The organism is Kitasatospora sp. MAA4 (assembly GCF_029893355.1).
In the GTDB taxonomy this organism is placed as follows: domain Bacteria; phylum Actinomycetota; class Actinomycetes; order Streptomycetales; family Streptomycetaceae; genus Kitasatospora.
Genome location: NZ_JARZAI010000009.1, coordinates 60,149 through 83,765, shown reverse-complemented (window position 1 = coordinate 83,765; position 23,617 = coordinate 60,149). Strand labels below are relative to the sequence as shown.

The window sequence follows — 23,617 nt, the reverse complement described above, 5'->3', positions numbered from 1 at the left end:
CCAGCCGCCCGGCGCGCCCCCACATCGCGCGGGACGGCTCCCCCACTGACGCCCTCTGGAGACCTCCGATGGATCGCGCCACGCCACTCCCCCAGCCCGCCGCTCCCGCCGTGCCCGCCGCCAGACGCAGCCGGCGCACCGCCACCGCGGTGGCCGTCGCCGCCTTCAGCCTGCTGGCCGGCGGCGTGGCCGCCGTCGCGACCGGCGGCTCCGCCCTCGCCTCGACCACCACCAGCGCCGGTGGCGCGCTCAGCAGCAACTGGTACGCCTCGGCGCCGTACCTGATGCCCGAGGACAACACCCCGCCGGACGCCGCCGCGGTGATGGACGCCACCGGCCAGAAGGCCTTCCAACTCGCCTTCGTGCTGGACTCCGGCGGCTGCACGCCGGCCTGGGGCGGCACCTCGTCCATCGACACCGACACCGTGATGCCGGCCGTGATCCAGACGATCCGCAGCAAGGGCGGCGACGTCTCGGTCTCCTTCGGCGGCTACGGCGGCAACAAGCTCGGCCAGGGCTGCGGCACGCCCGAGGCCACCGCCGCCGCGTACCAGAAGGTGGTCACCAAGTACGGCCTGCACGCGATCGACTTCGACCTGGAGGAGCCGGAGTACGAGAACACCGCGGCGATCCACAACGAGATCGGCGCGGCCAAGCTCCTCCAGCAGAACAACCCCGGCCTCTACATCTCGATCACCACCGCCGGGACCACCGCCGGGACCGGCTGGTTCGGCACCCAGATGCTGAACGAGGCCAAGTCGCAGGGCTTCACGCCCAACAACTTCTCAATCATGCCGTTCGACGGCGGCTTCAACGGCGGCGCCGCGCAGACCGCCGCGCTGGTGAGCTTCAACACCATCCTGCAGAACACCTTCGGCTGGGACGCGGCCACCGCCTACGCCCACGAGGGCGTCTCGATGATGAACGGGCGCACCGACGCGGCCGAGTACTTCACCCAGGCCGACTTCCAGACCGTGCTGGACTTCGCCACCGCGCACGGACTGGCCCGCTACACCTTCTGGTCCGTCAACCGCGACCGGCAGTGCGCCGGGGCGGTCGACCCGGGCCTGTCGGGCGCCTGCTCCAGCGTGGCGCAGAACGACTGGGACTTCACCAAGTACACGGTGAAGTTCGCCGGGGCGACGCCGCCCGTCACCCCGCCGACCACCCCGCCCGCCACGCCGCCCGTGACGCCGCCGGTGACGCCGCCGAGCTCTCCCGGGACCTGCACGGCCGCGCCGTGGAGCGCGACGGCCACGTACACCACGGGCAGCAAGGTCTCCTACAGCGGGCACAACTACCACGCCAAGTGGTGGACGCTGAACGAGATTCCGACCGCGAGCGGCCAGTGGGGCGTCTGGGGTGACGACGGCCCCTGCTGATCCCGCTCGCCCCAGAACGCCCGCCGCCCCGAGCAGACGCTGCTCGGGGCGGCGGTGCGTTCAACGCGCTGTGCCTTCACTGCGCTCCTCCTGTCGCGGCGGTGAGACCGCGACAGGCACAGCGAAGAGGGGATCAGGCCGCGGCGGTGAAGGCCGGCAGGTAGCCGTACTGCTGGCCGTCGGCGGTGGGGTGGTAGCTCTCGTCGATCGGGAAGGTGGTGCTGTGCAGCCACGGGTCGCTGTTGCAGATCTCGTGGCCCGAGAAGTCGCCGCGGACGTCGGCGAAGGTGAAGCCGGCGCTGGCGGCGTGCTGGGAGATCACCGAGTCCAGCGTGTCGGCGGCGCCGTTGATCGCGCTGCGCGAGGTGTCACTGATGCCGAACCAGCAGTCGCCGTTGATCTGGTAGAGCTCCGGGTAGCCCATCACCACGACGTGCGCGCTCGGCGACTTGGCGTGGATCGCGGCATAGAGGTTGTCGAGCAGGCCGGGCAGGGTGTTGGTGGCGTACGCCTCCGCGGTGCTCACCGCGCTGAGGCAGGAGCTGGTGCCGTCGAGCACGCAGGTCTCCATGGTGTTGGAGAAGCCCGCGTCGTTGCCGCCGATGGTGATGCTGATCAGCGTGGTGGAGGAACTCAGCGCGGACAGCTGGCTGTTCAGCACGTCACCGGTGGTGGCGCCGGAACAGGCGACGGAGGTGAAGGACGAGGGGCCGTTCGCCGCCGCCCACAGGCTGGCGTAGGCGTTGGGGCTGCGCTCGCAGCTGCCGCTGGAGCTGTCGTAGTTGCCGGCCCCCACGCCGGACGAGTAGGAATCTCCCAACGCTACGTATCTGACCGTAGCGGCATTGGCGGGAGAGGCCAGGAAGAAGGTTGCCACCGCCAGCAGGAACGCCATGGCGGCAACGGAGACAGCACGGACGGGACGCATCGGACCTCCACGGGACTGTGACACGGGTCACTATGTGGTACCAGTGACGCTGCGTCGGGGGAAGTGCCCATGCCAAAGTTGTTGACGGGAATTCTCGTACGGAGACGTGGAGTTGGCCCGAATGTCAGCGCGGCGTCGCACCATGTCGTGCGATGTCGGCTGATATCGCCTGGCCGTCGGGCCTGTCGGCGCAACGCAGCCGCGGTGGCCGCAGAACGGACATCGCGCGCCGCTGCGCCGATGCGGGACGCAGTGGGGCAGGGCGGGAGGAAGCGGACAGCGGCGCATCGGCCGCCGGCCCGGCGTGCGGCACGGCGCAACCGCCCTACCCGTCACGCTCAGTGAGAATCCGTCAGCCGGATATCGGGAAGACCTCGCAGCCGGCCATCGGCAGCTCCTCGATCGCCTCGTTGGCCGCCGCGGGGACGCCCAGCTGCCGTACCGCCGCGCCCACCGCGGCCCGGGCCTGGCGCAGGCCGGGCTCACCCCAGCCGAGCAGTTCGACGGCCAGACCGGGCGCGACCAGCAGCCGCCGGTAGTGGCGGCCGGAGGCCGGATCGGGCGCGCTCGGGCCCACCGCGCACAGGCGTGCCGCCATCCGCACCCGCGCGCACTCGTGGCCGCCGTTCGCCGAGCCGACCCGGTCGTAGAGGTATCCCAGGTAGTGCGCGGGGCCGATCACCGCCTGCGCCTCCTCCGCCGCCTCGCGGGCCAGCGCCGCTCCCGGGTCGCCGCCGTCCTCCGGCTCCAGCGAGCCGCCGGGCAGGCTGACGATGCCGTCCTTCGGGTTGACCAGGGTCAGCACCCGGCCGTCGCGCGCGAAGAGCCAGCCCCAGGACTGCTTGACCGGCAGCCACTGCGGCACCGGCTCCTCGGGACGCCACGGCCAGCCGGCGGCCGGACGGCGCCGGACCCGGCCGAGCAGGTCGGCGATCTCCGCGCTGTACTCGATCCGCTGCATGCGTCCCCCTCCGGTGTCGGACTGGTCGGGCCGGGTCGGCCTGGATGCGGTCGCCGGTGCCTGCGCGGGAGTCGGGGCGGGCGCAGGTGCCGGTGGTCGGGCGGCGGCGCGCGGGTGCACGCCACCGCAGGCTCCGACCTGTTGATCTTCCCCGAACAGGCGGTCGATGAACAGTCCTCGCAGCCGCACGGGGCAAGGCCACCCCGCGGCGCGGCCCACACGCCCGGGCCGCGCCGCTCGCCCGCCCGCCGACCCGTCAGCCCCTCGGCCCACCTCCCGCCCCCGGCATGCCACCCCGGTCGGGCGGATCCGGCAGGGCGAAGCCCGCCCGCACCCGGACCGGACCGCCGAGGCCGCCGACACCACTGGGTTCGCCCACCCCGTCGACCCCGGCGGACGGCGGCCGGGCCAGCGCCGCCCGCACGCCGTCCGCGTCCAGCGCGAGCAGCCGCCCGGCAGCGAGCGCCCAGCCGCGCACCGCCTGCGGCCGCTCCCGCGCGCGACTCCCAGGACCGCCGGAACGCCCGGGCTGCCCCGAACGCCCGGAACGGCCGCCCCGCCCGGACCGGCCCACCCGCGCGGCCCCCGCGCCCGGACGGGCGCTGTACACCAGCAGCCCGCCCACCCGCCCGGCCGCGAAGCCGGCCGCCAGCGTGACGCAGAAGGCCTCCGCCTCGCGCGCCGGCAGGTAGCGCCGCCCGTGCTCGGCGCAGAGCTCCGCCGTCACCACCGGCTCAGCCGCGCCCCCGGCGGCAGCGCCCCCGCCGCCCGGCCCGTCGAACCGCAGCACCAGCCGGTGGCAGCCCTCCCCCAGCCCGGCCAGCAGCGCCAGGTACACCGCGCCGACGTACTCCAGCAGCTCCGCCGCCACCCGCAACCCGGCGGCGGACCGCGCCGCCGGCCCGGCCGACCCGCCCGGCGGCCCCGCCGCGTCCAGCAGCTCCTGGTACGCCAGCGAGATCCGCACCCTGGCCAGGTGGTCCGCCACCAGCGCGGGCAGCAGCTCGGCGAGCGCCGCGCCGTCGTAGACGAACGGCTCGCCGGCCAGCTCGGGATCCGCCGCGTACGCGACCCGGGCCGCCGGGTCCTGCGGGGCGAGGCCGTACGCCGCGCAGAAGTCCGCGAAGTCGAACGGCTCCAGCACCCGCAGGTGGACCTCGATCCCCTGGCCGAGCGCGGCCCGCAGCTGGCCCTGCGTCCGCTCCAGGTACTGCGGGTAGTCGATCCCGCCGAGGATCCCGTCACGGCTGAGGCGGCGGAAGTCGACGGGGTCGGCCGCCACGGCGAGCGCCACCGGCTGCACCAGCGGCACCGGCGGCGCACCGGCCCGGCCGCGGAACCCGGCCGGGCGCCGGTCGGTCGGCCGCCGGTCCGCCGGACGCCCGGCGGGACGACGGTGCTGCTGCGGGTTCTCGGACATGACAGCCTCCCTGGATCGCACGGACGGACCACCGCCGGCCCCCGGTGACCCGCTGGGCCGACGCCGCCGACCATACACAGAGCGACTGACAATCCACCCTCTGTCACCGAGCGTGAGCATTCTCGGACCGCCCCGGACTGTCAGTGCACGTTGCTAGGGTCGCCGCAGTAGCCCGTCCCACCCCTCGACCCCGCCCCCTTCGGACCCTCCCGCCCCAGCCGCCCTCCCGGAGCACCCCATGCGACTGCTGCACACCTCGGACTGGCACCTGGGCCGCTCCTTCCACCGGGAGAGCCTGCTCGACGCCCAGCGCGCCTTCCTCGACCACCTGGTGGCGGTGGTGCGCGAGCACGGTGTCGACGCCGTGCTCGTCGCCGGGGACGTCTACGACCGCGCGCTGCCCGGCCTGGAGGCCGTCGGGCTCTTCGACGAGGTGCTGCACCGGCTGGCCGACCTCGACGTGCCGGCCGTCTTCATCAGCGGCAACCACGACTCGGCCCGCCGCCTGGGCGTCGGCGCCGGATTGATCGGCCGCGCCGGCATCCACCTGCGCACCGACCCGCAGGGCTGCGCGACCCCGGTGCTGCTGGCCGACGCGCACGGCCCGGTCGCCGTCTACGGCCTGCCGTACCTGGAGCCGCTGCTGGTCCGCGAGCGGTTCGGCCTGGAGCGCGGCGGCCACGCGGCGGTGCTCGGCGCCGCGATGGAGCAGGTCAGGGCCGATCTGGCGACGCGCCCCGCAGGCACCCGGGCGGTCGTCCTGGCCCATGCCTTCGTCACCGGCGGCGCGGCCAGCGACAGCGAGCGCGACATCGCGGTGGGCGGCGTGGCGAGCGTCCCGGCCGCGGTCTTCGACGGCGTGCACTACGCGGCCCTCGGCCACCTGCACGGCGCCCAGACCCTCGCGCCGCACCTGCGCTACAGCGGCTCCCCGCTGGCCTACTCCTTCTCCGAGGAGCACCAGCGCAAGACCATGTGGCTGGTGGACCTGGCCGCCGACGGCTCGGTGGCAGCCGAGCGGATCGACTGCCCGGTCCCGCGCCCGCTGGTCCGGCTGCGCGGACGCCTGGCGGAGCTGCTGGAGGACCCGGCGCACGAGGTGCACGAGCAGTCCTGGGTGCAGGCCACGCTGACCGACCCGGGCCGCCCCGCCGATCCGATGGAACGGCTGCGCCGGCGCTTCCCGCACACCCTCCAGCTGCTCTTCGAGCCGGCCGAGGAGAGCGGCGACGGGCTGCCCTCCTACGCGGCCCGGGTGCGCGGCCGCGGCGATCTGGAGGTCGCCGAGAGCTTCGTACGGCATGTCCGGCCCGGCATCGAGCTGGACGCCACCGAGCGCGACTGGCTGCGCGAGGGCTTCGAACACGTCCGCGAGTCCGACGACCGTACCCGGGAGCTGCCCCGATGAGACTGCACCGGCTGACCGTCACCGCCTTCGGCCCGTTCGCCGGCCGCGAGCAGGTCGACTTCGACGCACTCTCCACCGGCGGCCTCTTCCTGCTGCGCGGGGCGACCGGCGCGGGCAAGAGCAGCGTGCTCGACGCGGTCTGCTACGCCCTCTACGGCGAGCTGCCCGGCAGCCGCAAGGCGAACAGGATGCGCAGCGACCACGCCGCCCCGGACCGGCTGACCGAGGTCCGCCTGGAGCTGACGCTCGGCGGGCGGCGGCTGGAGATCGCCCGGATCCCCGAGCAGCTGCGCCCCAAGAAGCGCGGCACCGGCTGGACCCCGGAGAAGGCCCAGACCCTGCTGCGCGAGTGGGCCGCCGACGCCGGCGAGGGGGTGCCGGGCTGGCGGGCGGGCAGCCGGTCGCACCAGGAGACCGGCGAGGAGATCCTGCGCCTGATCGGGATGAGCCGCGAGCAGTTCTGCCAGGTCGTGCTGTTGCCGCAGGGCGACTTCGCGCGGTTCCTGAAGGCGGACGCCACGCACCGCGCCGAGCTGCTCGGCAAGCTGTTCGACACCGCGCGGTTCGGCCGGGTCGAGGGCTGGCTGGCCGAGCGGCGCCGGCAGCAGGAGGCCGCCGTGCAGGACGGTCGGCGGCGGCTGCGCGAGCTGGTCAGCCGCAGCGAGCAGGCGGCCGGACCGGGCGCCGAACCGGCCGCCGACTGGGTCCCGGCCGAGGGCGAGCCCGCGGCGGCGGACGACCTGGCCGGCGCCGCGCTCGGCTGGGCCGCCGTGCTGCGCAGCGGCGCGGCCGAGCAGCTGGCGGTCGCCGAGTCCGCGCTGACCGGCGCCGAGCTGCGCCAGCGCGCCGCGCAGCAGGAGCTGTCGGCGGCCGAGGAGCTGGCGGGCCGCCAGCGCCGGCACCGCGAGGCGCTGGAGCGGGCGGGCGCGCTGGCCGCCACGGAGGAGCAGGAGGCCGCCGAGCGGCAGCGGCTGACGCTGGCCCAGGCCGCGGTCGGTGTGGAGTCCGCGCTGCGCCTGCGGGCGAACGCGGCCGACGGCCTGCGCCGAGCCGCCGCGGCGCAGGACGAGCAGCGCCGCCGGCTGGGCGCGGACCCCGCGTCAGCGGCTGGTGTCGCCGAGCTGACCGCCGCCGAGGCGGACGCACGTGAGGCGATCGGGCGGCTGAAGTCGGCCGCCGCGGACGAGCGCCGCTGCGCCGAACTCCTCGCCGAGCAGTCCACCGAGGCGGCCGACCGCCGCCAGGCCGAGGAGCTGGCCGAGGAGGCCGAGCGCTGGCTGGCAGGCCATCAGGCCGAGTCGGACGCCCTGCGCGAGCAGGAGGCCGAGGCCCGCGAGGCCGCCGCCCGCACCGAGCAGTTGGAGGCCCGCCGCAGCGAGACCGCGCAGCGCCTGGACGCCGCCCGCCGCCGCGACGAGCTGCGCGCCCGGGCCGCCGAGGCCGAGGCCGGGCTGCTCGACCTTCAGCGGACGGCGCTGGACGCCCGCGAGCACACCCTCGACCTGCGCCGCCGCCGCCTGGACGGGATGGCCGCCGAGCTGGCGGGCCGGCTGCGCGACGGGGAGGCCTGCCGGGTCTGCGGATCCGCCGCGCATCCGGCCCCGGCAGCGCCGTCCGGTGAGCCGGTCCGCCCGCAGGACGAGGAGGCCGCCGCCGCCGTCCAGCAGTCCGCCGAGCTCGCCCTGGCCACCGCCCGGGACGCGCTGACGCAGCTCCAGCTGGGCGCGGCCACCGCGGCCGGCACCGCCGGCGAGGAGCCGGCCGCCGCGCTGGCCGAGCAGCTCGACCGGTTGACCCGCGAGCACCGCTCCGCCCTGCACGCGGCCGAGCAGCTGACCGTCCTGCTCCAGCGCCGGGAGCGGCTGGAGCGCGGCCACCAGCACTACAGCACCCAGCTGCACGAGGGCCGCGAGCACATGGCGGCCCGCACCGCGCGGCTGGAGACGCTGGCCGCCGAGCACCACGAGCTGGCCCAGCGGGTCGCCGAGGCCCGCGGCGACGCCCCGTCGGTGGCCGAGCGGGCGGCCCGGCTCGGCGAGTGGGCCGCCCGGCTCGGCGCCGCGGCGGGCGCCGTCCGGGCCGCCGAGGAGGCCGCGGCCCGGCTCGCGGAGGCGGAGGCGGAGCTGCTCCGGGCCGCGCACGCGGCGGGCTTCGGCACACCGCAGGAGGCCGAGGCCGTCCGGCTGCCGGCCGAGCGGCAGGCGCAGCTGCGCGACCGGCTCGATCGGCGGGCCGCCGAGCGGTCGGCGGTCACCGATCTGCTGGCGGACGCCGAGCTGGTCGCGGCCTCGGCCCAGCCGCCGGCCGATCCGACGGCCGCCCGGGAGGCCGTGCGCGCGGCCGTCGACGGGTTGCGGGCGGCCTCGTCCGCCGAGCACACGGCGCGCGAACGGCGGGCCGAGCTGGGCCGACTGGGTGAGCGGCTGACCGGCCTGGCCCGGGAGCTGGCCCCGCTGCTGGCCGAGTTCGGCCGGATCAGCCGGCTCGCCCAGCTGGCCGGCGGCACCGGCGGCGACAACCGCCTCAAGATGGGCCTGGAGTCGTACGTGCTGGCGGCCCGGCTGGAGCAGGTGGCGGCGGCGGCCAGCGCCCGGCTGGTGCGGATGTCGGGCGGCCGCTACACCCTGGCGCACAGCGACCAGCGGGCCGCCGGCGGCCGCCGCTCGGGCCTGTCCCTGCTGGTGGTGGACGCCTGGACGGGCACCGAGCGGGACACCGCCACGCTCTCCGGCGGCGAGAGCTTCTTCGCCTCGCTGGCTCTGGCGCTCGGCCTGGCCGACGTGGTCACCGACGAGGCCGGCGGCATGCCGCTGGACACCCTCTTCATCGACGAGGGCTTCGGCACCCTGGACGAACAGGCCCTGGAGGAGGTGATGGACGTGCTGGACGGGCTGCGCGAGCGCGATCGCGCCGTCGGCATCGTCAGCCACGTCGCGGATCTGCGCCAGCGGATCCCGGCCCAGCTGCTGGTGCGCAAGGGGCGGCACGGCTCGACCCTCCAGCTCACCGGGCCGGAGGCGGGCTGAGAGCGATCGGGGAGTTCAATTCTGTCAGTTCCTGCCACACCTGTTGACAGATTCCAACAAAACCAAATACTTCTCGACATGGGGCTTGCTGGCCGAACATTTTCCGCCATGCCCGCACCCGCCCGACGGAAGGTGTTTGGAATGTTCGAATCCAGATCAGCCGCTTCGCACCAGCGACTGCGACGCATCGGCGCGGTCTCGCTGTCGTCGGCGATGCTGGCGCTCGCCACGCTGAGCGGCGCGGTCCCGAGCGCGGTGGCCGCCGCCGCCACCGCGACGCCGCAGCTGGGCAACGGCGTCGCCCTCACGCCGCCGATGGGTTGGAACTCCTGGAACAGCCTGGGGACGGGCGTCACCGAGCAGCAGGTCTCCGACACCATCGACTACATGTCGGCCAACGGCCTGGTGGCAGCGGGCTACAACACCGTGACGATCGACGACGGCTGGTCGCTCTCGCACCGCAGCGGCCAGACCACCGACCTGGTGAAGACCTCCTACGGCTCGATGCAGCTCTACGACGCCAACGGCAACCCCGTCAGCGGGACCGACGGCACCGGCAACGACCCCACCACCGGCCACCTGATCCCCAGCGCGGACCGCTTCCCGAGCCAGGTCGTCAACGGGCAGACCGTGAACGGCATCCAGTACCTGGCCTGGTACGCGCACAGCAAGGGCATGAAGTTCGGCCTGTACGGCACCGACACCTACACCACCTGCCAGGGCCACCCCGGCAGCCTGGGCCACGAGAGCACCGACGCCACCGACTTCGTGTCCTGGGGCGTCGACTACGTCAAGTACGACGACTGCCCGTACGGCCCGCCCATCTCCGACTCGAACGGCCACAACTACGGGACCCAGGGCGAGGGCAAGGAACTCACCGAGTCCATGTACGCCCGGGTGCAGACCTTCCAGAAGGCCCTGGACACCGCCTCCGCCGCGCAGGGCCGCCCCAAGGTGGTGATGAGCGTCTCGGCGCAGCCCGTGCACAGCGGAATCCCGTACCTGGAGGCGGCCAACGACCCGGCCCGCTCGGACTCGCTGATCCTGGCCGCCGGCACCCCGCAGTACGACGCGCCCGGCTACGCCCCCACCGGCGTCTGGTGCGGCCAGGTCGCCAACCTCTGCCGGATCGGCGGCGACCGGCAGAGCGACCTCAGCGGAGTGCTGTACGGCGGAGCGCTGAGCACCTCCCTGCAGTACGCGTCGAACATCAAGCCCGGCAGCTGGAACGACATGGACATGATGTTCGCCGGCTGGAACGACCCCTACGGGGAGTACGGCGTCACCGACACCTGCACCTGCCACAAGCCGTTCACCGACACCGAGTCGGCCACCGAGCTGTCGATCCTCGCGATGATGGCCTCGCCGTTGATCTCCGGCGCCGACCTGCGCACCGCCGCCGCCTCCCAGCACACCTCCAACGGCACCACCTGGTCGACCGGCCTCAGCGCCAACTCGCTGGCGATCTACAAGAACACCGGCGTGATCGCCGTCGACCAGGACGCGCTGGCCAAGCCCGCCACCCTGGTGGGCGCCGCCCCCGCGAGCAGCACCGCACCCGTGGTCCTCAAGCGCCAACTCTCCAACGGTGACACCGCGGTGCTGCTGATCAACCAGGACCCGAACAACAGCCAGACCATCAGCACCAGCCTCACCGCGCTCGGCCTGAACGGCGGCGGCTACGCCTACCAGGACCTCTGGTCCAAGGCCACCGGCACGTTCGGCGGAGGCGGCAGCATCAGCGCCACCGTCGCGCCGCACGGCGTGGCGATGTACCGGATCAGCGGCTCCACCGTGAACACCGCCCCGGCCGTCGTCGGCGACGGCAAGTACCACAGCCTGTCCAACGGCGGCCCGGCCGGCAACGTCCTGGAGGTGGCCGGCACCTGCAGCGCCCCCGCGGGCGGCATCGCCGACATCAACACCTGGGACCCGACCCACACCTCCGAGCAGTGGACCTTCACCGCCAACGGTGACGGCACCGCCCGGATCTCCGACCGCTGCGCCACCGGCACCCAGACCACCGGCACGCTCACCGCGCCCGGCAGCGCCGGCCAGGCGGTCACCGTGCAGAACGCCTTCGACCCGAGCAGCGCCTACCAGAAGTGGGTGGTCACCCAGAACACCGGCAGCGGCGCGCTGACCCTCACCAACCGGGCGACCGGCTACGTGCTGGACTCGGCCACCGGCTCGGCGGGCTCCACCGTCGTGGTGAACCCGAGCAGCACCAGCGGCACCCAGGGCTGGCTCGCCGTCAGCTGACGACTCCGTCCGGGGGCCGGGCGCCGGCCCGGCCCCCGGACGGGCAGTACCGTGTCAGCCCGCGCAGGCGATGCGCTGGGCCTGCTGCCAGGCGCAGACCGGGCAGAGCGTGCTGCCCGCGCGGTCGGCCGGGAACTCGGTCGGCTCGCCGCACAGCACGCAGTCGGCGCGCGGGCCGGCCTGGTCCGGAGCGGGAGTGAGCGCTGCCAGCGCGTCCGGCCCGTCCGACGCGGGCACGGCGCAGTACGTCCTCGTCTCGTCCGTCATGCCGCCTTCCTACCGGCTCCCGGCAGGCGGGAGCAAGCCCGTCTCAGCCCAGGAACGACAGCCGCACGGTCCGGAGCGGGTTGTCCCGGTTCGTGTCGATCAGCACCACCGACTGCCAGACGCCGAGCGCCGGCCGCCCGCCGATCACCGGCAGCGTCGCGTGCGGGGCGACCAGGCCGGGCAGCACGTGGTCACGGCCGTGGCCGGGGCTGCCGTGCCGGTGGCGCCAGCGGTCGTCGGCGGGGAGCAGTTCGCGCAGCACCGCGAGCAGGTCGTCGTCGCTGCCCGCACCGGTCTCCAGGATCGCCACGCCGGCGGTGGCGTGCGGCACGAAGACATTGAGCAGGCCGTCCCGGCCGGACGCTATGTCGTCCAGGAAGGCCGTGCAGCGGTCGGTGATGTCCAGGGCGACCTCCTGGTCGCCGGTGATGATCTCGAACGTCTGTGAGTGGAAGGTCTCGGCCATGGAACCCATCCTGACCCATCGCGGCGAAGCGGCGGTGAAGAATCCGCGCACATCTGCGGCGCGTCCGGGAACGCAAAAGTCCCGGTGGGCGGTTTCCTGCCCACCGGGTCCGCGGCCGACGCTATCCGCGACTGCCGAAGAGACTGCGCTTCAACCGCCGCAGCGGGGCCAGCAGCAGCACCCGCGCCGTACGACGCGGAGCCGCCGGAGTGCTCACGCCACGCGGCGTCAGCTCCCTTATCAGGCCGAGCGCCTCGGCGGTGTCGACCACCGAGAGCGCGGGCGCGCCGAGCACGGCCAGGTGCCGGTCGATCCGCCGACCGGTCGCACCGACGCCGCACTGGATCGCCGGCACGCGGGGCCTGTTCCGCACTTGCATGTGTTCCATGAGATTCCCACCCCTACGAGGCGCCAGGGCCGTGAGGCGAAGACTATCCGTGAGGGACGGCCTTCGCGCAACCGTCCTGGTGTTCTGCCACCGTATCGTGTGATGACAACTCACGTGTCACCAGGGACGCATGGCGTCGGTCACGACTGCGCATCGATGGAGCCGAAACCGGGACAGCGGCCGACTCCCGTCCCTGCCCCGGCCTCTGACCAGGCATCGGACCCCGACCGGCGCACAGCTGACAGGGATTCAGGCCGGGCGCACCACGGGGGCGGACGGAGGCGCCGAGGTGATCTCCGGCGGATCGAGAAGCGCCGAGACGCCGACGCCGGACAGTCCGAGCCCCAGCAGCGAGCAGAGCACCAGCACCACCAGCCAGGCCCCCGGCGAGGCCCAGTGCACCCGGTCCGCGTAGCGCACCAGCCCGAGCAGCCCGAACCCGCCGGTGCAGACCAGAGCCGCCATGCCGCCGCGCACCCGGCGCAGCTCGGCCTCCTGCCGGCTGAGCAGCAGGGCGACCCCGAAGACCAGGCACCAGGCCCCGATCACCCGCACGTCGAGCTGTCCGGCCCGCCACGGCCAGTGGCGGGCCGCCGGGCCCGGGTCGGCATAGAGCACCGTCCCGGCCACGGCGAGCACTGTCCCGTCGGCGACCATCGGCGCGGAGACCCACCAGGGCAGCCTCGGCGGGCGCGGCGGCAGCGCGCCGCGGACCCGCGCCTGGGCGCCCAGCGCCAGCAGCCCGACGACGGGGGCCAGCAGGTGGACGCCCAGCCAGATCCAGGCGGTCAGGAAGGCCGGCAGGGCGCCGCCGCGCAGGTGCGTCTCGCCGCGTCCGAGCAGCAGCGCGCCCAGCATCAGCAGCATGAACAGCGAGCTGGCGAGGACCGCCACCCGCACCTTCACCCAGCGGTCCTCGCGGGCCGCCACCGCGAGCATCGCGCAGCTGCCGCCGTAAGCGCCGCCCAGCAGGGTGGCGGTGACCGGGGACATCCGCCAGGCGAAGAACCCGTCGGTGTGCGAGCTGAGCAGGGTCAGGGAGAGGAAGACGTAGCCGGCCGCCAGCGCCAGCGGGACCAGCACGGCGGCCTTGAGGACCCGGCTGACCGGGCGTTCCGGTGGGGTGGAGGGCATCGGCGCTCCGTACGGTGGTGGGCGGCCACTATGAGACTGCGCGTCAATATAGGAGCTGCGCGGACCCCCGGCAATGACCTCGACCGAACTCTCGACCGACTCTCGACCGGCTGAAGAGAAATATTCGGAAACCGAACGCACACAGGGGATTGACGTGGCTGTTACGTCCAAGCAGTATCTGACTTAGCAGGAATCACGGCTCTGCGGTCCTTACAGTCGTTCGACTGATGAACGCATGATGGTGTCTCCTGTTTCTCCTTCCGCCACCCCTGAGCCACTGTCCGGCCACCTCAATGCTGCGGTGACCCGGCTCGACCAAGGTGGACGGACCGGCGGTCGGCCGCCGAGGGTCGGCCGGGCCGCCAACAGGCTGCCGGTGCCCCCGCCGCACGGGCGGTGGCACCGGCGGTCGCTAGTGCCGCGTCAGGCAACCTTCGCCCCGTCGCGACGCCCGGCACGCACTCTCGCCGCACCGGACGAAAGCCCAAGTACGTCCAGTACGAGGACTTCCGCCCGGCACGCCGAGAGCACGCACCGGACGCCGCTCCTCGCCGGGCAAAGGTTGCCTGACGCGGCACTAGAGTGGGCCCTCCACCGCCACCCGGCCCCACCGTGGAGACAGGAACAGCGTGCGCCCCCTCCTCAGCATCGTGTTGCCCGTCCACGGCGTGGAGAAGTTCTTGCCCCGCTGCCTGGACTCCGTCCTGGGCGACCAGCCGAGCCAGGAGTTCGAGGTGATCGCGGTCGACGACCGCACCCCCGACGACTGCGGCCGGATCCTGGACGAGTACGCGGCCCGCGACCCGCGCCTGCGCGTCCTGCACCTGACCGAGAACCAGGGCCTGGGCGGCGCACGGACGGCCGCCCTGCCCGACGTGCACGGCGAGTACGTCTGGTTCGTCGACAGCGACGACTGGCTCCCCGACGGCGCGCTCGACGCCGTCCTCGCCGAGCTGCGCGCCGAGCGCGCCACCGAGCAGCCCGTCGACGTCCTGCTCACCGGCTTCACCCACGTCTACCCGGACGGGAGCACCGAGCCCAACCCCTGGCGCCGCGTGCTGGCCGGCTCGCCGCTGGAGGCCGGCTGCACCCTCGCCGAGCACCCGGCGCTGCTGCAGAGCGTGATGTCGGTCTGGAACAAGATCTTCCGCAAGGACTACCTGGACAGCCTGGACGTCTCCTTCGGACGCGGCTACTACGAGGACATCTCACTCACCTATCCGGCACTGCTCGCCGCCGCGCGCCTGCGCTACCTCGACCGCGCCTGCTACAACTACCGCCGCGGCCGCCCGGGCGCGATCACCGCGACCTCCTCCGCCAAGCACGCCGACGCCTTCGCCCAGTACGACGCGATCTTCGCCTTCCTGGACCGGCGGCCCAGCGAGCTGCGCCCGCTGGTCTTCGAGCGCACCGTCAAGCAGGCGCTGACCGTCTACGACTCCCCCGGCCTGGTCCCCGCCGAGCTGCGCAGGGACTTCTTCCACCGGATCGCCGCGCACTTCGCCCGGCACCGCCCGGACGGCTACCGCTTCCCCGGCGGCGTCACCGGCCTCCGCTACCGGCTGGCCGCCCGCGACGCCCGCTTCGCCTACGACGAGCTGCGCCGCACCGGCCGGCTGCCGCGCACCCTGAAGACCTCCCTCACCCGCACCCTGCGCCGCAGCGCGTAGCGCCTCTGTCACGGCTCGCCGAGCCCGGCCTCCTCCAGGTCCAGGGTGTGCTGCAGGGCGCCCCGGGTCGCGTCGCTGATCCGGTGGTCCTCGTAGAGCCGGCGCAGCTCGGCGGTCTCGACCGCTATCAGGTCGCGGCGCAGGCGGCGGTAGGCGGTCAGGGTGACCTCGTCCTCGTCCTCGGACGGCTCTTCGCCGCAGAGCCGCATCCGGGCGTGGTCCAGCCGGGCCGCGAGGTCGCGGCGCATCCGCTCGGCCACCACGTCGGACACGCCCTCGGCGTCGATCATCTCGTCCAGCCGCTCCGACGCCGCCCGCAGCACCGCCTTGGCCGCCTGCGCCTCCTCCCGGGCGGTGGCCTCCGGCTCCAGCGCGATGCCCGAGGCGCGCACCACGGGTGCGAGCGTGAAGCCCTGGACGACCAGGGTGAACGCGACGACGGCCGTGGTGAGCACCAGCGCCAGTTCGCGGTCGTGCAGCGGCGTCCCGGCCCTCGTCAGCAGCGGGATCGTCAACGCGGCTGCCAGTGGCATCACCCCCCGGGTGCCGGCCCAGGTCAGCACGGCCGGCACCCGCCAGTTGAGCCGGGTGCGGCCCTTGGGGGTGCGCTGGCGGTGCGCGATCCAGGCGGTCGGGAAGATCCAGAGCAGCCGGACCACGATCAGCGCCAGGCCGATCAGCAGCGCCTGCCAGAGCCAGTCGCCGCCGCCGTCCCGGGACAGGTCGTCGATCAACCCGGGCAGTTCGAGGCCGATCAGCGCGAAGACCACGCTCTCCAGCATGAAGACCACCGTGCGGTAGACGGCGTGCACCTGGAGCCGGATCCGGGCGTTGGTCAGCCGGTGCCCGCGCGCGCCGAGCGCCACCCCGGCCACCACCACGGCCGTCACGCCCGAGGTGTGCAGATCCTCGGCCAGCACGTAGGCCGCGTACGGGGTGACCAGCGCCGTGACGGTCTCCAGCACCGGGTCCTCGGTACGCGCCCGGATGAACCCGACCACCGCCGCCACCAGCAGGCCGACCACCGCCCCGCCGCCCGCCAGCAGCACGAACTCCCCGGCCGCCGAGACCAGCGAGACCGAACCCGCCGTCACGGCCAGGCTGACCGCGACCTTGAACAGCACCAGGCTGGTGGCGTCGTTGAAGAGGCTCTCGGACTGCACCAGGGTCTGCACCCGCGGCGGCAGCGCCAGTTTGCGGCCCAGCGCGGTGACGGCCACCGGGTCGGTGCTGGCCAGCACCGCGCCGAGCACGAAGGCCATCGCCGGGGAGAGCGGGGTGAGCGCCGCGGCGAGCGCGCCCACGGTGAACGCCGAGGCCAGCACCAGGCCCAGGGCCAGCACCGTGACAGGGCGCCAGACCGCCTTCAGCTCGCGCCAGGAGATCTCCTCCGCGGAGGCGTAGAGCAGCGGCGGCAGCACCGCCACGCTGATCACCTCCGGCGGCACGGTGATCCGCGGGACGAACGGCAGCAGCCCGGCCAGCACCCCGGCGACCACCAGCAGGGACGGCGCGGGAATGCTCCAGTGCCGGGCGCCGGTGGCCACCGCGGTGGCCAGGACGACCAGCAGCAGCACCGTTGTGACACCGCTCACGCTGACAACGCCTCCCCCCGGGATCGAGCCCCTCGGGCGGCTCGGCCCGCTTATTGTATGAACCGTCGGCGCGTCACTTCGGGCTTTTGCCTGGTCACCAGGTGCCGGCCAGGTGGGGCCGACCCGCCGAAGACTCAACGAATGTCGTACTGTGCGGTCGGGAAATGCCCCGGCACGGCGCCCGCGACGAGCCGATCCACGCAGGCCGGTGCCCGGGGAGGGACCATGATCAACCTCATCACCAAGCTCGCGTTCAAGCCGCTCGCGAAGGCCGTCTACCGGCCTGTCATCGAGGGCCTGGAGAACGTGCCGCGCAAGGGCGGGGTGATCCTGGCGAGCAATCACCTGTCCTTCATCGACAGCGTGGTGATCCCGCTGACCGCACCGCGTCCGGTCCGCTTCCTGGCCAAGGCCGAGTACTGGCAGGGCGAGGGGCTGCGCGGCCGGCTCTCCCGGGCGTTCTTCGACGCGATCAACGCCATCCCCGTCGAGCGCGGCACCATCCACCTCGCCCAGGCCGCCCTGGACGCCGCCCTGGAGGTCCTGGAAGCCGGCGAGGCCTTCGGCATCTACCCCGAGGGCACCCGATCGCGCGACGGCCGCCTCTACCGCGGCAAGACCGGCGTCGCCTGGCTGGCGATGACCGCCGGCGTCCCCGTCGTCCCGGTCGCCCTGGAGGGCACCGAGAACCTCCAGCCCGTCGGCACCCGCATCCCCCGCGTGCGCCGCGTCACCGTCCGCTTCGGCGAGCCCCTCGACTTCTCCGAGTACCACGGCCAGCAGCGCTCCGCCAAGGCCCGCCGCGAAGTCACCGACGAGGTCATGCGCGCCGTCCACGCCCTCTCCGGCCAGGAACTCGCCGAGGTCTACAACGAACTCCCCAAGGCCGCCTGAGCCACTCGCCACAGTTTCCGGGGGACACGGATGGCTTTCGAGATCGACCTGCCGCTCGCCGAGGACGCCGACGCCGCTCGGCTCGCGTCCGAACTCACCGAACTCGGCAACGAGCGCTTCCTGCGGGCCGTCCTCCGCGACCGGGTGCGGTTCCACCATCGCAGCGCCGATCGCCTCCTCGGCCGGCCCACCGACGCCCCGGAGAGCGCCGAGCCCGACTCCAGCCTGCTGCTGCGCGCCGCCCACCTGTGCTTCACGGCCCACCTGCCGCTGAGCCTGTCACCCGAACTGCTCTGGTACGCCGTCGTGCACGAGGTGGCCGTCCACATCCGCCTGAACTCCGGCACCTACGCGGAACTCTTCACCGACACGCCCGGGTACCAGCAGACCATCACCGTCCACGACGACCTGGCCGCGCTGGACTGGCAGCGCTCGATCAACCTGGTGCAGCAGCCCCTGCGTGACCGCATCGGCGATGCGATGGCCGACCTGTTCCAGCCCGCCTTCTCGACCACCACCCCCGCCGACGCCACGGCCGTGCTGGTGGCGTTGATGGACGCGGCCAGCCCGTACTACCGGTTCCGGTGGGTCTCGCTCTGCGGCATTCCCAGGATCCGCCTGGAGGGCACGGACGAGGACTGGCAGCTGCTCGCGACGAGGGTGCGAGGGCTGGAAGAGCGATTCGACGGCCTGCGGCCCTGGTTCGCCGCCCTGCACCCGGTGCTGGAGGCGATCAGCGCGACGGCCTCGGGGCAGGGTGTCGACCAGGAGTTCTGGCGTTCGTTCTACAAGTGGAAGTCAGGGTCCGGCGGCGAATGGGTCACGGGCTGGATCACCGCGTTCTTCGCCCACCAGTACACCGACGACGGACCGTCGCCCAAGGAGTCGTTCGGCCCGGGAACCACCGACGAGGCGGACTTCCCCTCGCACGTCTCCCGCGTCCCCTACCGCTGGGAGACACCCGCCGGCACCGTCGAGATGGCCTTCCTCGGCGGTGTGCTCGGCATCGAACGCGACGGTGAGTGGGTCCGGCCGCGCCTCGGCAACGCCGTGGTGGAACTGCTCCCCGCTGGCGAGATCGGCGACGAGCAGCTGCCCGAGCCGTGGACCATGGCCGACGTCCAGCGCGTCACCGACTGCCCGGAGGCTCGGCTTCTCACCACCCTCGGCACCGTCACCCTGCACGGCGAGCCCCTCCGGGCCGACCGTGCGATCAGCCTCGACGGGACCTGCGCGGTGCAGGCCGAGGACGGCAACTGGTACGGCGGCGACCTCGTGTCCGACGTCGGCGACATCCAGTGCTGGGCCAACTACGGCCCTGACCTCGACTACGCGCTGCGGGCGCTGGCACTCTAGATCATCCGCGGGACTGCCGCAGCTGGTCGCGGCGGCGGGTGAGGTAGGCGGTCTCGGCGGTGTTGCCTGCCAGCTCGGCCGCTCTGTCGTAGGCCGCGCGTGCCTCCCGGTTGCTGCCCAGCCGACGCAGCAGGTCGGCGCGGGTCGCGTGGTAGGCGTGATAGCCGGCCAAGTCGTCCGCGAGACGGTCGACGAGCGCCAGCGCCACCCGCGGGCCGTCGAGCTCGGCGACGGCGACGGCTCGGTTGAGGGCGACGATCGGCGAGGGGTCGAGGCGGGCGAGCTGGTCGTAGAGGGCGAGGACCTGCGACCAGTCGGTGTCGTGGACGTCGCGGGCCGAGGTGTGCACGGCGTTGATCGCCGCGAGGATCTGGTAGCGCCCCGGAGCCGCACCGGTGGCCAGGCGCTCGCGCACCAGCCGATGGCCCTCGGCGATCAGCGCCGCGTCCCACGCCCCGCGGTCCTGCTCGTCGAGGGCGACCAGTTCGCCGCTCGGCGAGACCCGGGCGCTGCGGCGGGCCTCGGTGAGCAGCATCAGCGCCAGCAACCCGGCCACCTCGCCGTCCTGCGGCATGAGGGCACGGACCAGGCGGGTGAGCCGGATCGCCTCGGCGGTCAGCTCGTGACGGACGGGATCGGTGTCGGGGCCGGTCGCCAGGTAGCCCTCGTTGAAGACGAGGAAGAGGACCGCGAGTACGCCGCAGACGCGTGCCGGCAGATCCTCCGCGGACGGCACTCGATAGGGGATGCGAGCCTTCTTGATCTTGGCCTTCGCGCGGGTGATCCGCTGCCCCATGGCACTCTCCCCCACCAGGAAGGCCCGGGCGATCTCGGCCATGGTCAGACCGCCGACCATGCGCAGCGTCAGCGCCACTCGGGTCTCCATCGCGAGCGCCGGGTGGCAGCAGGTGAAGATCAACCGGAGCCGGTCGTCGTCGATGGGCCCGGGAGGCTCAGGCGGGTCGCCCGGGTCGTCGTACGACATCTGAGCCTCCCTCTGCTTGTCGTCGCGCTTGTTCTCCCGCCGGATCCGGTCGATGGCCTTGCGGTGGGCGGTCATCGTCAGCCAGGCACCGGGGTTGGGCGGTACGCCGTCGGCCGGCCACCGCTCGACGGCGGTCGTGAACGCGTCGGCCGCCGCCTCCTCGGCGATGTCGAGGTCCCCGAACCGCCTGGTCAGGGCGGCGACCACCCGCGCCCACTCCTCGCGGTGGGCCCGGGTGATCGCCTCCCGGACGTCGATCACGCGCTCACGCTCACAGGAACGGCCGCACCTCGAGCTTGCGGTTGCAGGCCTTCGACCCCTCGGTTGCGAGCTTGAGCGCCACGTCGAGGTCGGGAGCCTCGATGATCCAGAAGCCGATGAGGTACTCCTTCGACTCCAGGAACGGCCCATCGGTGACCATCGCCTCCGCACCCCGGTTGTCGATCGTGGTGGCTGTGTCGGGCCCTCCGAGGCCACCGGCGAAGACCCAGTAACCCTCAGCCTGGAGGCGGCTGTTGAACACGTCGATCGCAGCCATCTCCTCCGGGTCGGCGAGGGTGGACTTGTCGGTGATCACGGAAAACAGGTACTGCATCGCGGATCATCTCCTGCGCTTCGGGGACGCCCCTGGCGGGCGCCCGCTCACCATGACAACGAACACCCCCGCCCCGATCCGACACACCCTAATAATCCGGCCCGAACCTGATCCCGACCTCCCAAGCAAGGCTGAACGCCAGTTCGACAGACCCTCCGCCTTGCACGGTTGCGCCTTTGAGGCTCATCGAGCCTCCCACATCGATCATGGTGCAGCCCTCGAAACGGAGGTTCTGCGAGTCCAGGTGAGCGAACTGGGCTCCGGTCAGGTCGCAGTTCTCGAAGCGGACGTCGCGCAGCTCGGCGCGCTGGAAGTCGGCCTGCTGGACGTTGCAGTCCCGGAACACCACGGTCCTGAACTTCGAGTGACGGAAGAACACGAAATCCATCCGACACGACTCGAAGACCACGTCGCGGAAATTCCCGCTGTCCCAGGAGGAACCCGTGAAACGGCTGGAGGTCACGGCGCTCCGCAGCAGCGAGACGTCCTGCGCGCGCACGCTGGCGAAGTCGCAGGACGTGAACACGGCGTCCGAGAGCTGAGAGCGCCGCAGGATCGCGCCGGTGAGCCGCGTGCCGTCGAACTGGCACTGTTCGGCCTCGACGGCCTCGGCCTCCCGGTCGGCCAGGTCGGTGCGGTCGTACCGGACTCCCCTGATGACCGCGTCATCCTCCAGGTCGTCACGGGGCATTTCGGCAAGCCGCAGGGAGGTTAGTCGCTTGGGAGCAACTGGGTTCCGGCGAGGCAAAATCTGGGTTTCCCGTTTCATTGCGCGCACCATTCAGTTCGATCCATTCCCAAACAGACCCAAGGGATCATCTGAGCCTAGCAACGAACCTGGCCACTCAGGCAGAGGAGAGCTCATCTCAATTTAATCATCATCTATCTCTAGAATAGACACTCTCGATCATTTTCAAAAGTCAGCGAAGTGTCTATTTCTACATGCCTTGAGAATAGTGAATATCTACATTTCTATGCGACGGCAGCCTCGTCCTGCGGGGCTTCGCGGCGCAGCAGGGCGGCGTAGCGGCCGTCCTGGGCGAGGAGGTCCTCGTGGGTGCCCTGTTCGGCGATGCGGCCGTGGTCGAGGACGACGATGCGGTCGGCGTGGCGGACGGTGGAGAGGCGGTGGGCGATGGTGATCGTGGTGCGGCCGACGGCGAGGGCGTCGATGGCCTGTTGGACGGCGCGTTCGGTGCGGTTGTCCAGGGCGCTGGTGGCCTCGTCCAGGATCAGGACCGGCGGGTTGCGCAGGATGGTGCGGGCGATCGCCAGGCGCTGCTTCTCGCCGCCGGAGAAGCGGTAGCCGCGTTCGCCGACCAGGGTCTGGTAACCGTCCGGGAGGCCGGCGATGTGGTCGTGGATCTGGGCTGCCCGGGCCGCCTCGACGAGTTCGGCGTCGGTGGCGTCGGGCTTGGCGAAGCGCAGGTTGTCGGCGACCGAGGCGTGGAAGAGGTAGGTCTCCTGGGAGACCACGCCGACCGCGCGGGAGAGCGTCTCGAAGGCGAGGTCGCGGACGTCGGTGCCGTCGATGGCCACCCGTCCGCCGGTCACGTCGTAGAGCCGGGGCACCAGGTAGCTGAGCGTGGTCTTGCCGGAGCCGGTCTCGCCGACCACCGCGAGTGAGCCGCCGGGCGGGACGGTGAGGTCGATCCCGGCCAGCGTGCCGGTGGGGTGCTGGGGGTCGTAGCCGAAGTCCACCTGCTCGAACCGGACCTCGCCGCGGACCTGCGGCAGGTGGACGGGCTCGGCGGGCTCGGAGATCTCCACCGGCAGGTCGAGGTACTCGAAGATCCGCTGGAAGAGCGCGAGCGAGGTCTGCACGTCCACGCCGGTGGCCAGCAGGCTGACCGCCGGGCGGAACAGCGCCTGCTGGAGGCTGACGAAGGCGACCAGGGTGCCGATCGAGACCAGCGGCGCGCCGTGCGCGGAGGTCAGGCCGGCGGCCAGGTAGATCACGGCGGGCATCGCGGCCAGCACGATCTGGATGACGTTCATCCGCCAGCGCCCGGCCATGCTGGAGCGCACCTCAAGCCCCGCCAGCTCGTCCGACTGCTCGGTGAACTCGCGGGCCAGCGAGTCCGATCGGCCCATCGTGCGGCCCAGCAGGATCCCGCTGACGGACAGCGACTCCTGGACGGCGGATGACATCAGCGCCAGCTGCTTCTGCCGCTGCGAGGTGATCTTCTTGCGCTCGCTGCCGACCCGGCGGCTGATCCAGGCGAAGAACGGGAGCAGCAGCAGCGAGACGATCGTCAGCCGCCAGTCCAGCGCGACCATCGCGACGACGGTGGCGACCACGCTGGTGAGGTTGGAGACCAGGGAGGTCGCGGTGGAGGTGACGGTGGACTGCATGCCGCCGATGTCGTTGGCGATCCTGGACTGCACCTCGCCGGTGCGGGTGCGGGTGAAGAAGGCCAGCGACATCCGCTGGAGGTGGGCGTAGACCGCGGTGCGCAGGTCGTGCATGACGCGCTGGCCGACGGTGGTGGAGATCAGCGTCTGCAGCACGTTGAAGACGCTGTTGACCACGCCGGTCGCCACCATGCCGAGGACCAGCAGCGCGAGCAGCCCGGTGCGGCCCTGCGGGATGGCCGTGTCGAGCACCGCGCGCAGCAGGAACGGCGACACCACCGAGACCACGGCCGAGGCTCCGACGAGCATCCCGACCACGGCGAGGCGCCCCCGGTAGGGGCGGAAGAGCGCCAGGATGCGGCGCAGTTGGGCGGGGGGCTGCGGGGAGTCGGCCGAGCGTTCGGGCGGCGTCCAGTCGACGCGGTCGGGCCTCATAGAACCTCCAGGGGTAGGAAACATGAGGAGCATAGCTCATTGTTAGCTGTGCTAATAATGAGCTATGCCCGCTCGGTATTCCCCGAAGCC

Annotated in this window: 19 protein-coding genes; 7 read left to right on the top strand and 12 right to left on the bottom strand. The window is 72.7% G+C overall.

Annotation, left to right across the window (positions count from 1 at the left end):
- Positions 1-68 precede the first annotated feature (68 nt).
- A complete protein-coding gene (locus P3T37_RS14370; protein WP_280723993.1) occupies positions 69-1,382 on the top strand; it encodes a chitinase in 1,314 nt (437 codons plus the stop codon).
- Between the two features lie 133 nt (positions 1,383-1,515).
- Here the strand turns inward: P3T37_RS14370 and P3T37_RS14365 are convergent, their stop codons facing one another.
- From P3T37_RS14365 to P3T37_RS14355, 3 genes are all read right to left on the bottom strand, one after another.
- Complete coding sequence (locus P3T37_RS14365) at positions 1,516-2,310, bottom strand: SGNH/GDSL hydrolase family protein (protein ID WP_280723992.1); 795 nt, start codon at positions 2,308-2,310, stop codon at positions 1,516-1,518.
- Between the two features lie 352 nt (positions 2,311-2,662).
- Positions 2,663-3,271, bottom strand: a complete 609-nt coding sequence (locus tag P3T37_RS14360) for a hypothetical protein (protein WP_280723991.1) — start codon at positions 3,269-3,271, stop codon at positions 2,663-2,665.
- Between the two features lie 256 nt (positions 3,272-3,527).
- Positions 3,528-4,691 carry a hypothetical protein gene (locus P3T37_RS14355; protein ID WP_280723990.1) on the bottom strand — a complete coding sequence of 388 codons (1,164 nt, stop codon included), beginning with the start codon at positions 4,689-4,691 and terminating at the stop codon, positions 3,528-3,530.
- Positions 4,692-4,929: 238 nt separating this feature from the next.
- Here P3T37_RS14355 and P3T37_RS14350 point away from each other — a divergent pair, with 238 nt between their 5' ends.
- The 3 genes from P3T37_RS14350 to P3T37_RS14340 all read left to right on the top strand — a co-directional run bounded on the left by P3T37_RS14350 (position 4,930) and on the right by P3T37_RS14340 (position 11,387).
- A complete protein-coding gene (locus P3T37_RS14350; RefSeq protein WP_280723989.1) occupies positions 4,930-6,099 on the top strand; it encodes an exonuclease SbcCD subunit D in 1,170 nt (389 codons plus the stop codon).
- Positions 6,096-9,125: an SMC family ATPase gene (locus tag P3T37_RS14345; protein WP_280723988.1), complete on the top strand. Its 3,030-nt coding sequence runs from the start codon at positions 6,096-6,098 to the stop codon at positions 9,123-9,125. The genes P3T37_RS14350 and P3T37_RS14345 overlap by 4 nt, the downstream gene beginning before the upstream one ends.
- Positions 9,126-9,266: 141 nt before the next feature.
- Positions 9,267-11,387 (top strand): alpha-galactosidase, encoded by a 2,121-nt coding sequence (locus tag P3T37_RS14340; RefSeq protein WP_280723987.1) that lies wholly within the window; start codon positions 9,267-9,269, stop codon positions 11,385-11,387.
- Between the two features lie 54 nt (positions 11,388-11,441).
- Here P3T37_RS14340 and P3T37_RS14335 read toward each other — a convergent pair whose 3' ends face one another.
- The 4 genes from P3T37_RS14335 to P3T37_RS14320 all read right to left on the bottom strand — a co-directional run bounded on the left by P3T37_RS14335 (position 11,442) and on the right by P3T37_RS14320 (position 13,642).
- Positions 11,442-11,654, bottom strand: coding sequence for a hypothetical protein (locus P3T37_RS14335; protein ID WP_280723986.1), 213 nt, complete (start codon positions 11,652-11,654; stop codon positions 11,442-11,444).
- Between the two features lie 43 nt (positions 11,655-11,697).
- Positions 11,698-12,120 (bottom strand): YjbQ family protein, encoded by a 423-nt coding sequence (locus tag P3T37_RS14330; protein ID WP_280723985.1) that lies wholly within the window; start codon positions 12,118-12,120, stop codon positions 11,698-11,700.
- A gap of 121 nt (positions 12,121-12,241) precedes the next feature.
- Positions 12,242-12,508, bottom strand: coding sequence for a hypothetical protein (locus tag P3T37_RS14325; RefSeq protein WP_035796144.1), 267 nt, complete (start codon positions 12,506-12,508; stop codon positions 12,242-12,244).
- Positions 12,509-12,757: 249 nt separating this feature from the next.
- A complete protein-coding gene (locus P3T37_RS14320; RefSeq protein WP_280723984.1) occupies positions 12,758-13,642 on the bottom strand; it encodes a hypothetical protein in 885 nt (294 codons plus the stop codon).
- A 629-nt stretch (positions 13,643-14,271) separates the two neighbouring features.
- Here P3T37_RS14320 and P3T37_RS14315 point away from each other — a divergent pair.
- On the top strand, positions 14,272-15,312 hold the full coding sequence (locus P3T37_RS14315) for a glycosyltransferase family 2 protein (RefSeq protein WP_280723983.1): 1,041 nt from the start codon (positions 14,272-14,274) through the stop codon (positions 15,310-15,312).
- An 8-nt stretch (positions 15,313-15,320) separates the two neighbouring features.
- Here the strand turns inward: P3T37_RS14315 and P3T37_RS14310 are convergent, their stop codons facing one another.
- Entirely contained in the window at positions 15,321-16,907 is a 1,587-nt protein-coding gene (locus P3T37_RS14310; RefSeq protein WP_280723982.1) for a Na+/H+ antiporter, read from the bottom strand.
- A gap of 225 nt (positions 16,908-17,132) precedes the next feature.
- On the opposite strand from P3T37_RS14310, the gene P3T37_RS14305 reads away from it, so the two are divergent.
- Both P3T37_RS14305 and P3T37_RS14300 read left to right on the top strand, forming a co-directional pair.
- Complete coding sequence (locus P3T37_RS14305; protein WP_280723981.1) at positions 17,133-17,801, top strand: lysophospholipid acyltransferase family protein; 669 nt, start codon at positions 17,133-17,135, stop codon at positions 17,799-17,801.
- Between the two features lie 30 nt (positions 17,802-17,831).
- Entirely contained in the window at positions 17,832-19,157 is a 1,326-nt protein-coding gene (locus P3T37_RS14300) for a DUF4419 domain-containing protein (protein WP_280723980.1), read from the top strand.
- 1 nt (position 19,158) lies between these two features.
- Here P3T37_RS14300 and P3T37_RS14295 read toward each other — a convergent pair whose 3' ends face one another.
- The 4 genes from P3T37_RS14295 to P3T37_RS14280 form a co-directional block, all read right to left on the bottom strand.
- Positions 19,159-20,400: a DUF6596 domain-containing protein gene (locus P3T37_RS14295; RefSeq protein WP_280724160.1), complete on the bottom strand. Its 1,242-nt coding sequence runs from the start codon at positions 20,398-20,400 to the stop codon at positions 19,159-19,161.
- Between the two features lie 13 nt (positions 20,401-20,413).
- Positions 20,414-20,737: a YciI family protein gene (locus P3T37_RS14290; protein WP_280723979.1), complete on the bottom strand. Its 324-nt coding sequence runs from the start codon at positions 20,735-20,737 to the stop codon at positions 20,414-20,416.
- 88 nt (positions 20,738-20,825) lie between these two features.
- Positions 20,826-21,518, bottom strand: coding sequence for a pentapeptide repeat-containing protein (locus P3T37_RS14285; protein ID WP_280723978.1), 693 nt, complete (start codon positions 21,516-21,518; stop codon positions 20,826-20,828).
- A 191-nt stretch (positions 21,519-21,709) separates the two neighbouring features.
- Positions 21,710-23,527, bottom strand: a complete 1,818-nt coding sequence (locus tag P3T37_RS14280) for an ABC transporter ATP-binding protein (protein WP_280723977.1) — start codon at positions 23,525-23,527, stop codon at positions 21,710-21,712.
- Positions 23,528-23,617 lie beyond the last annotated feature (90 nt).

Excerpts from the sequence above, each read along its gene's own strand:
- P3T37_RS14365 (WP_280723992.1), bottom strand. The coding sequence starts at position 2,310 with ATGCGTCCCGTCCGTGCTGTCTCCGTTGCCGCCATGGCGTTCCTGCTG.
- P3T37_RS14280 (WP_280723977.1), bottom strand. The coding sequence starts at position 23,527 with ATGAGGCCCGACCGCGTCGACTGGACGCCGCCCGAACGCTCGGCCGAC.
- P3T37_RS14335 (WP_280723986.1), bottom strand. The coding sequence starts at position 11,654 with ATGACGGACGAGACGAGGACGTACTGCGCCGTGCCCGCGTCGGACGGG.
- P3T37_RS14340 (WP_280723987.1), top strand. The coding sequence starts at position 9,267 with ATGTTCGAATCCAGATCAGCCGCTTCGCACCAGCGACTGCGACGCATC.
- P3T37_RS14350 (WP_280723989.1), top strand. The coding sequence starts at position 4,930 with ATGCGACTGCTGCACACCTCGGACTGGCACCTGGGCCGCTCCTTCCAC.
- P3T37_RS14355 (WP_280723990.1), bottom strand. The coding sequence starts at position 4,691 with ATGTCCGAGAACCCGCAGCAGCACCGTCGTCCCGCCGGGCGTCCGGCG.
- P3T37_RS14290 (WP_280723979.1), bottom strand. The coding sequence starts at position 20,737 with ATGCAGTACCTGTTTTCCGTGATCACCGACAAGTCCACCCTCGCCGAC.
- P3T37_RS14325 (WP_035796144.1), bottom strand. The coding sequence starts at position 12,508 with ATGGAACACATGCAAGTGCGGAACAGGCCCCGCGTGCCGGCGATCCAG.
- P3T37_RS14330 (WP_280723985.1), bottom strand. The coding sequence starts at position 12,120 with ATGGCCGAGACCTTCCACTCACAGACGTTCGAGATCATCACCGGCGAC.
- P3T37_RS14345 (WP_280723988.1), top strand. The coding sequence starts at position 6,096 with ATGAGACTGCACCGGCTGACCGTCACCGCCTTCGGCCCGTTCGCCGGC.
- P3T37_RS14370 (WP_280723993.1), top strand. The coding sequence starts at position 69 with ATGGATCGCGCCACGCCACTCCCCCAGCCCGCCGCTCCCGCCGTGCCC.
- P3T37_RS14360 (WP_280723991.1), bottom strand. The coding sequence starts at position 3,271 with ATGCAGCGGATCGAGTACAGCGCGGAGATCGCCGACCTGCTCGGCCGG.
- P3T37_RS14305 (WP_280723981.1), top strand. The coding sequence starts at position 17,133 with ATGATCAACCTCATCACCAAGCTCGCGTTCAAGCCGCTCGCGAAGGCC.
- P3T37_RS14285 (WP_280723978.1), bottom strand. The coding sequence starts at position 21,518 with ATGGTGCGCGCAATGAAACGGGAAACCCAGATTTTGCCTCGCCGGAAC.
- P3T37_RS14300 (WP_280723980.1), top strand. The coding sequence starts at position 17,832 with ATGGCTTTCGAGATCGACCTGCCGCTCGCCGAGGACGCCGACGCCGCT.
- P3T37_RS14320 (WP_280723984.1), bottom strand. The coding sequence starts at position 13,642 with ATGCCCTCCACCCCACCGGAACGCCCGGTCAGCCGGGTCCTCAAGGCC.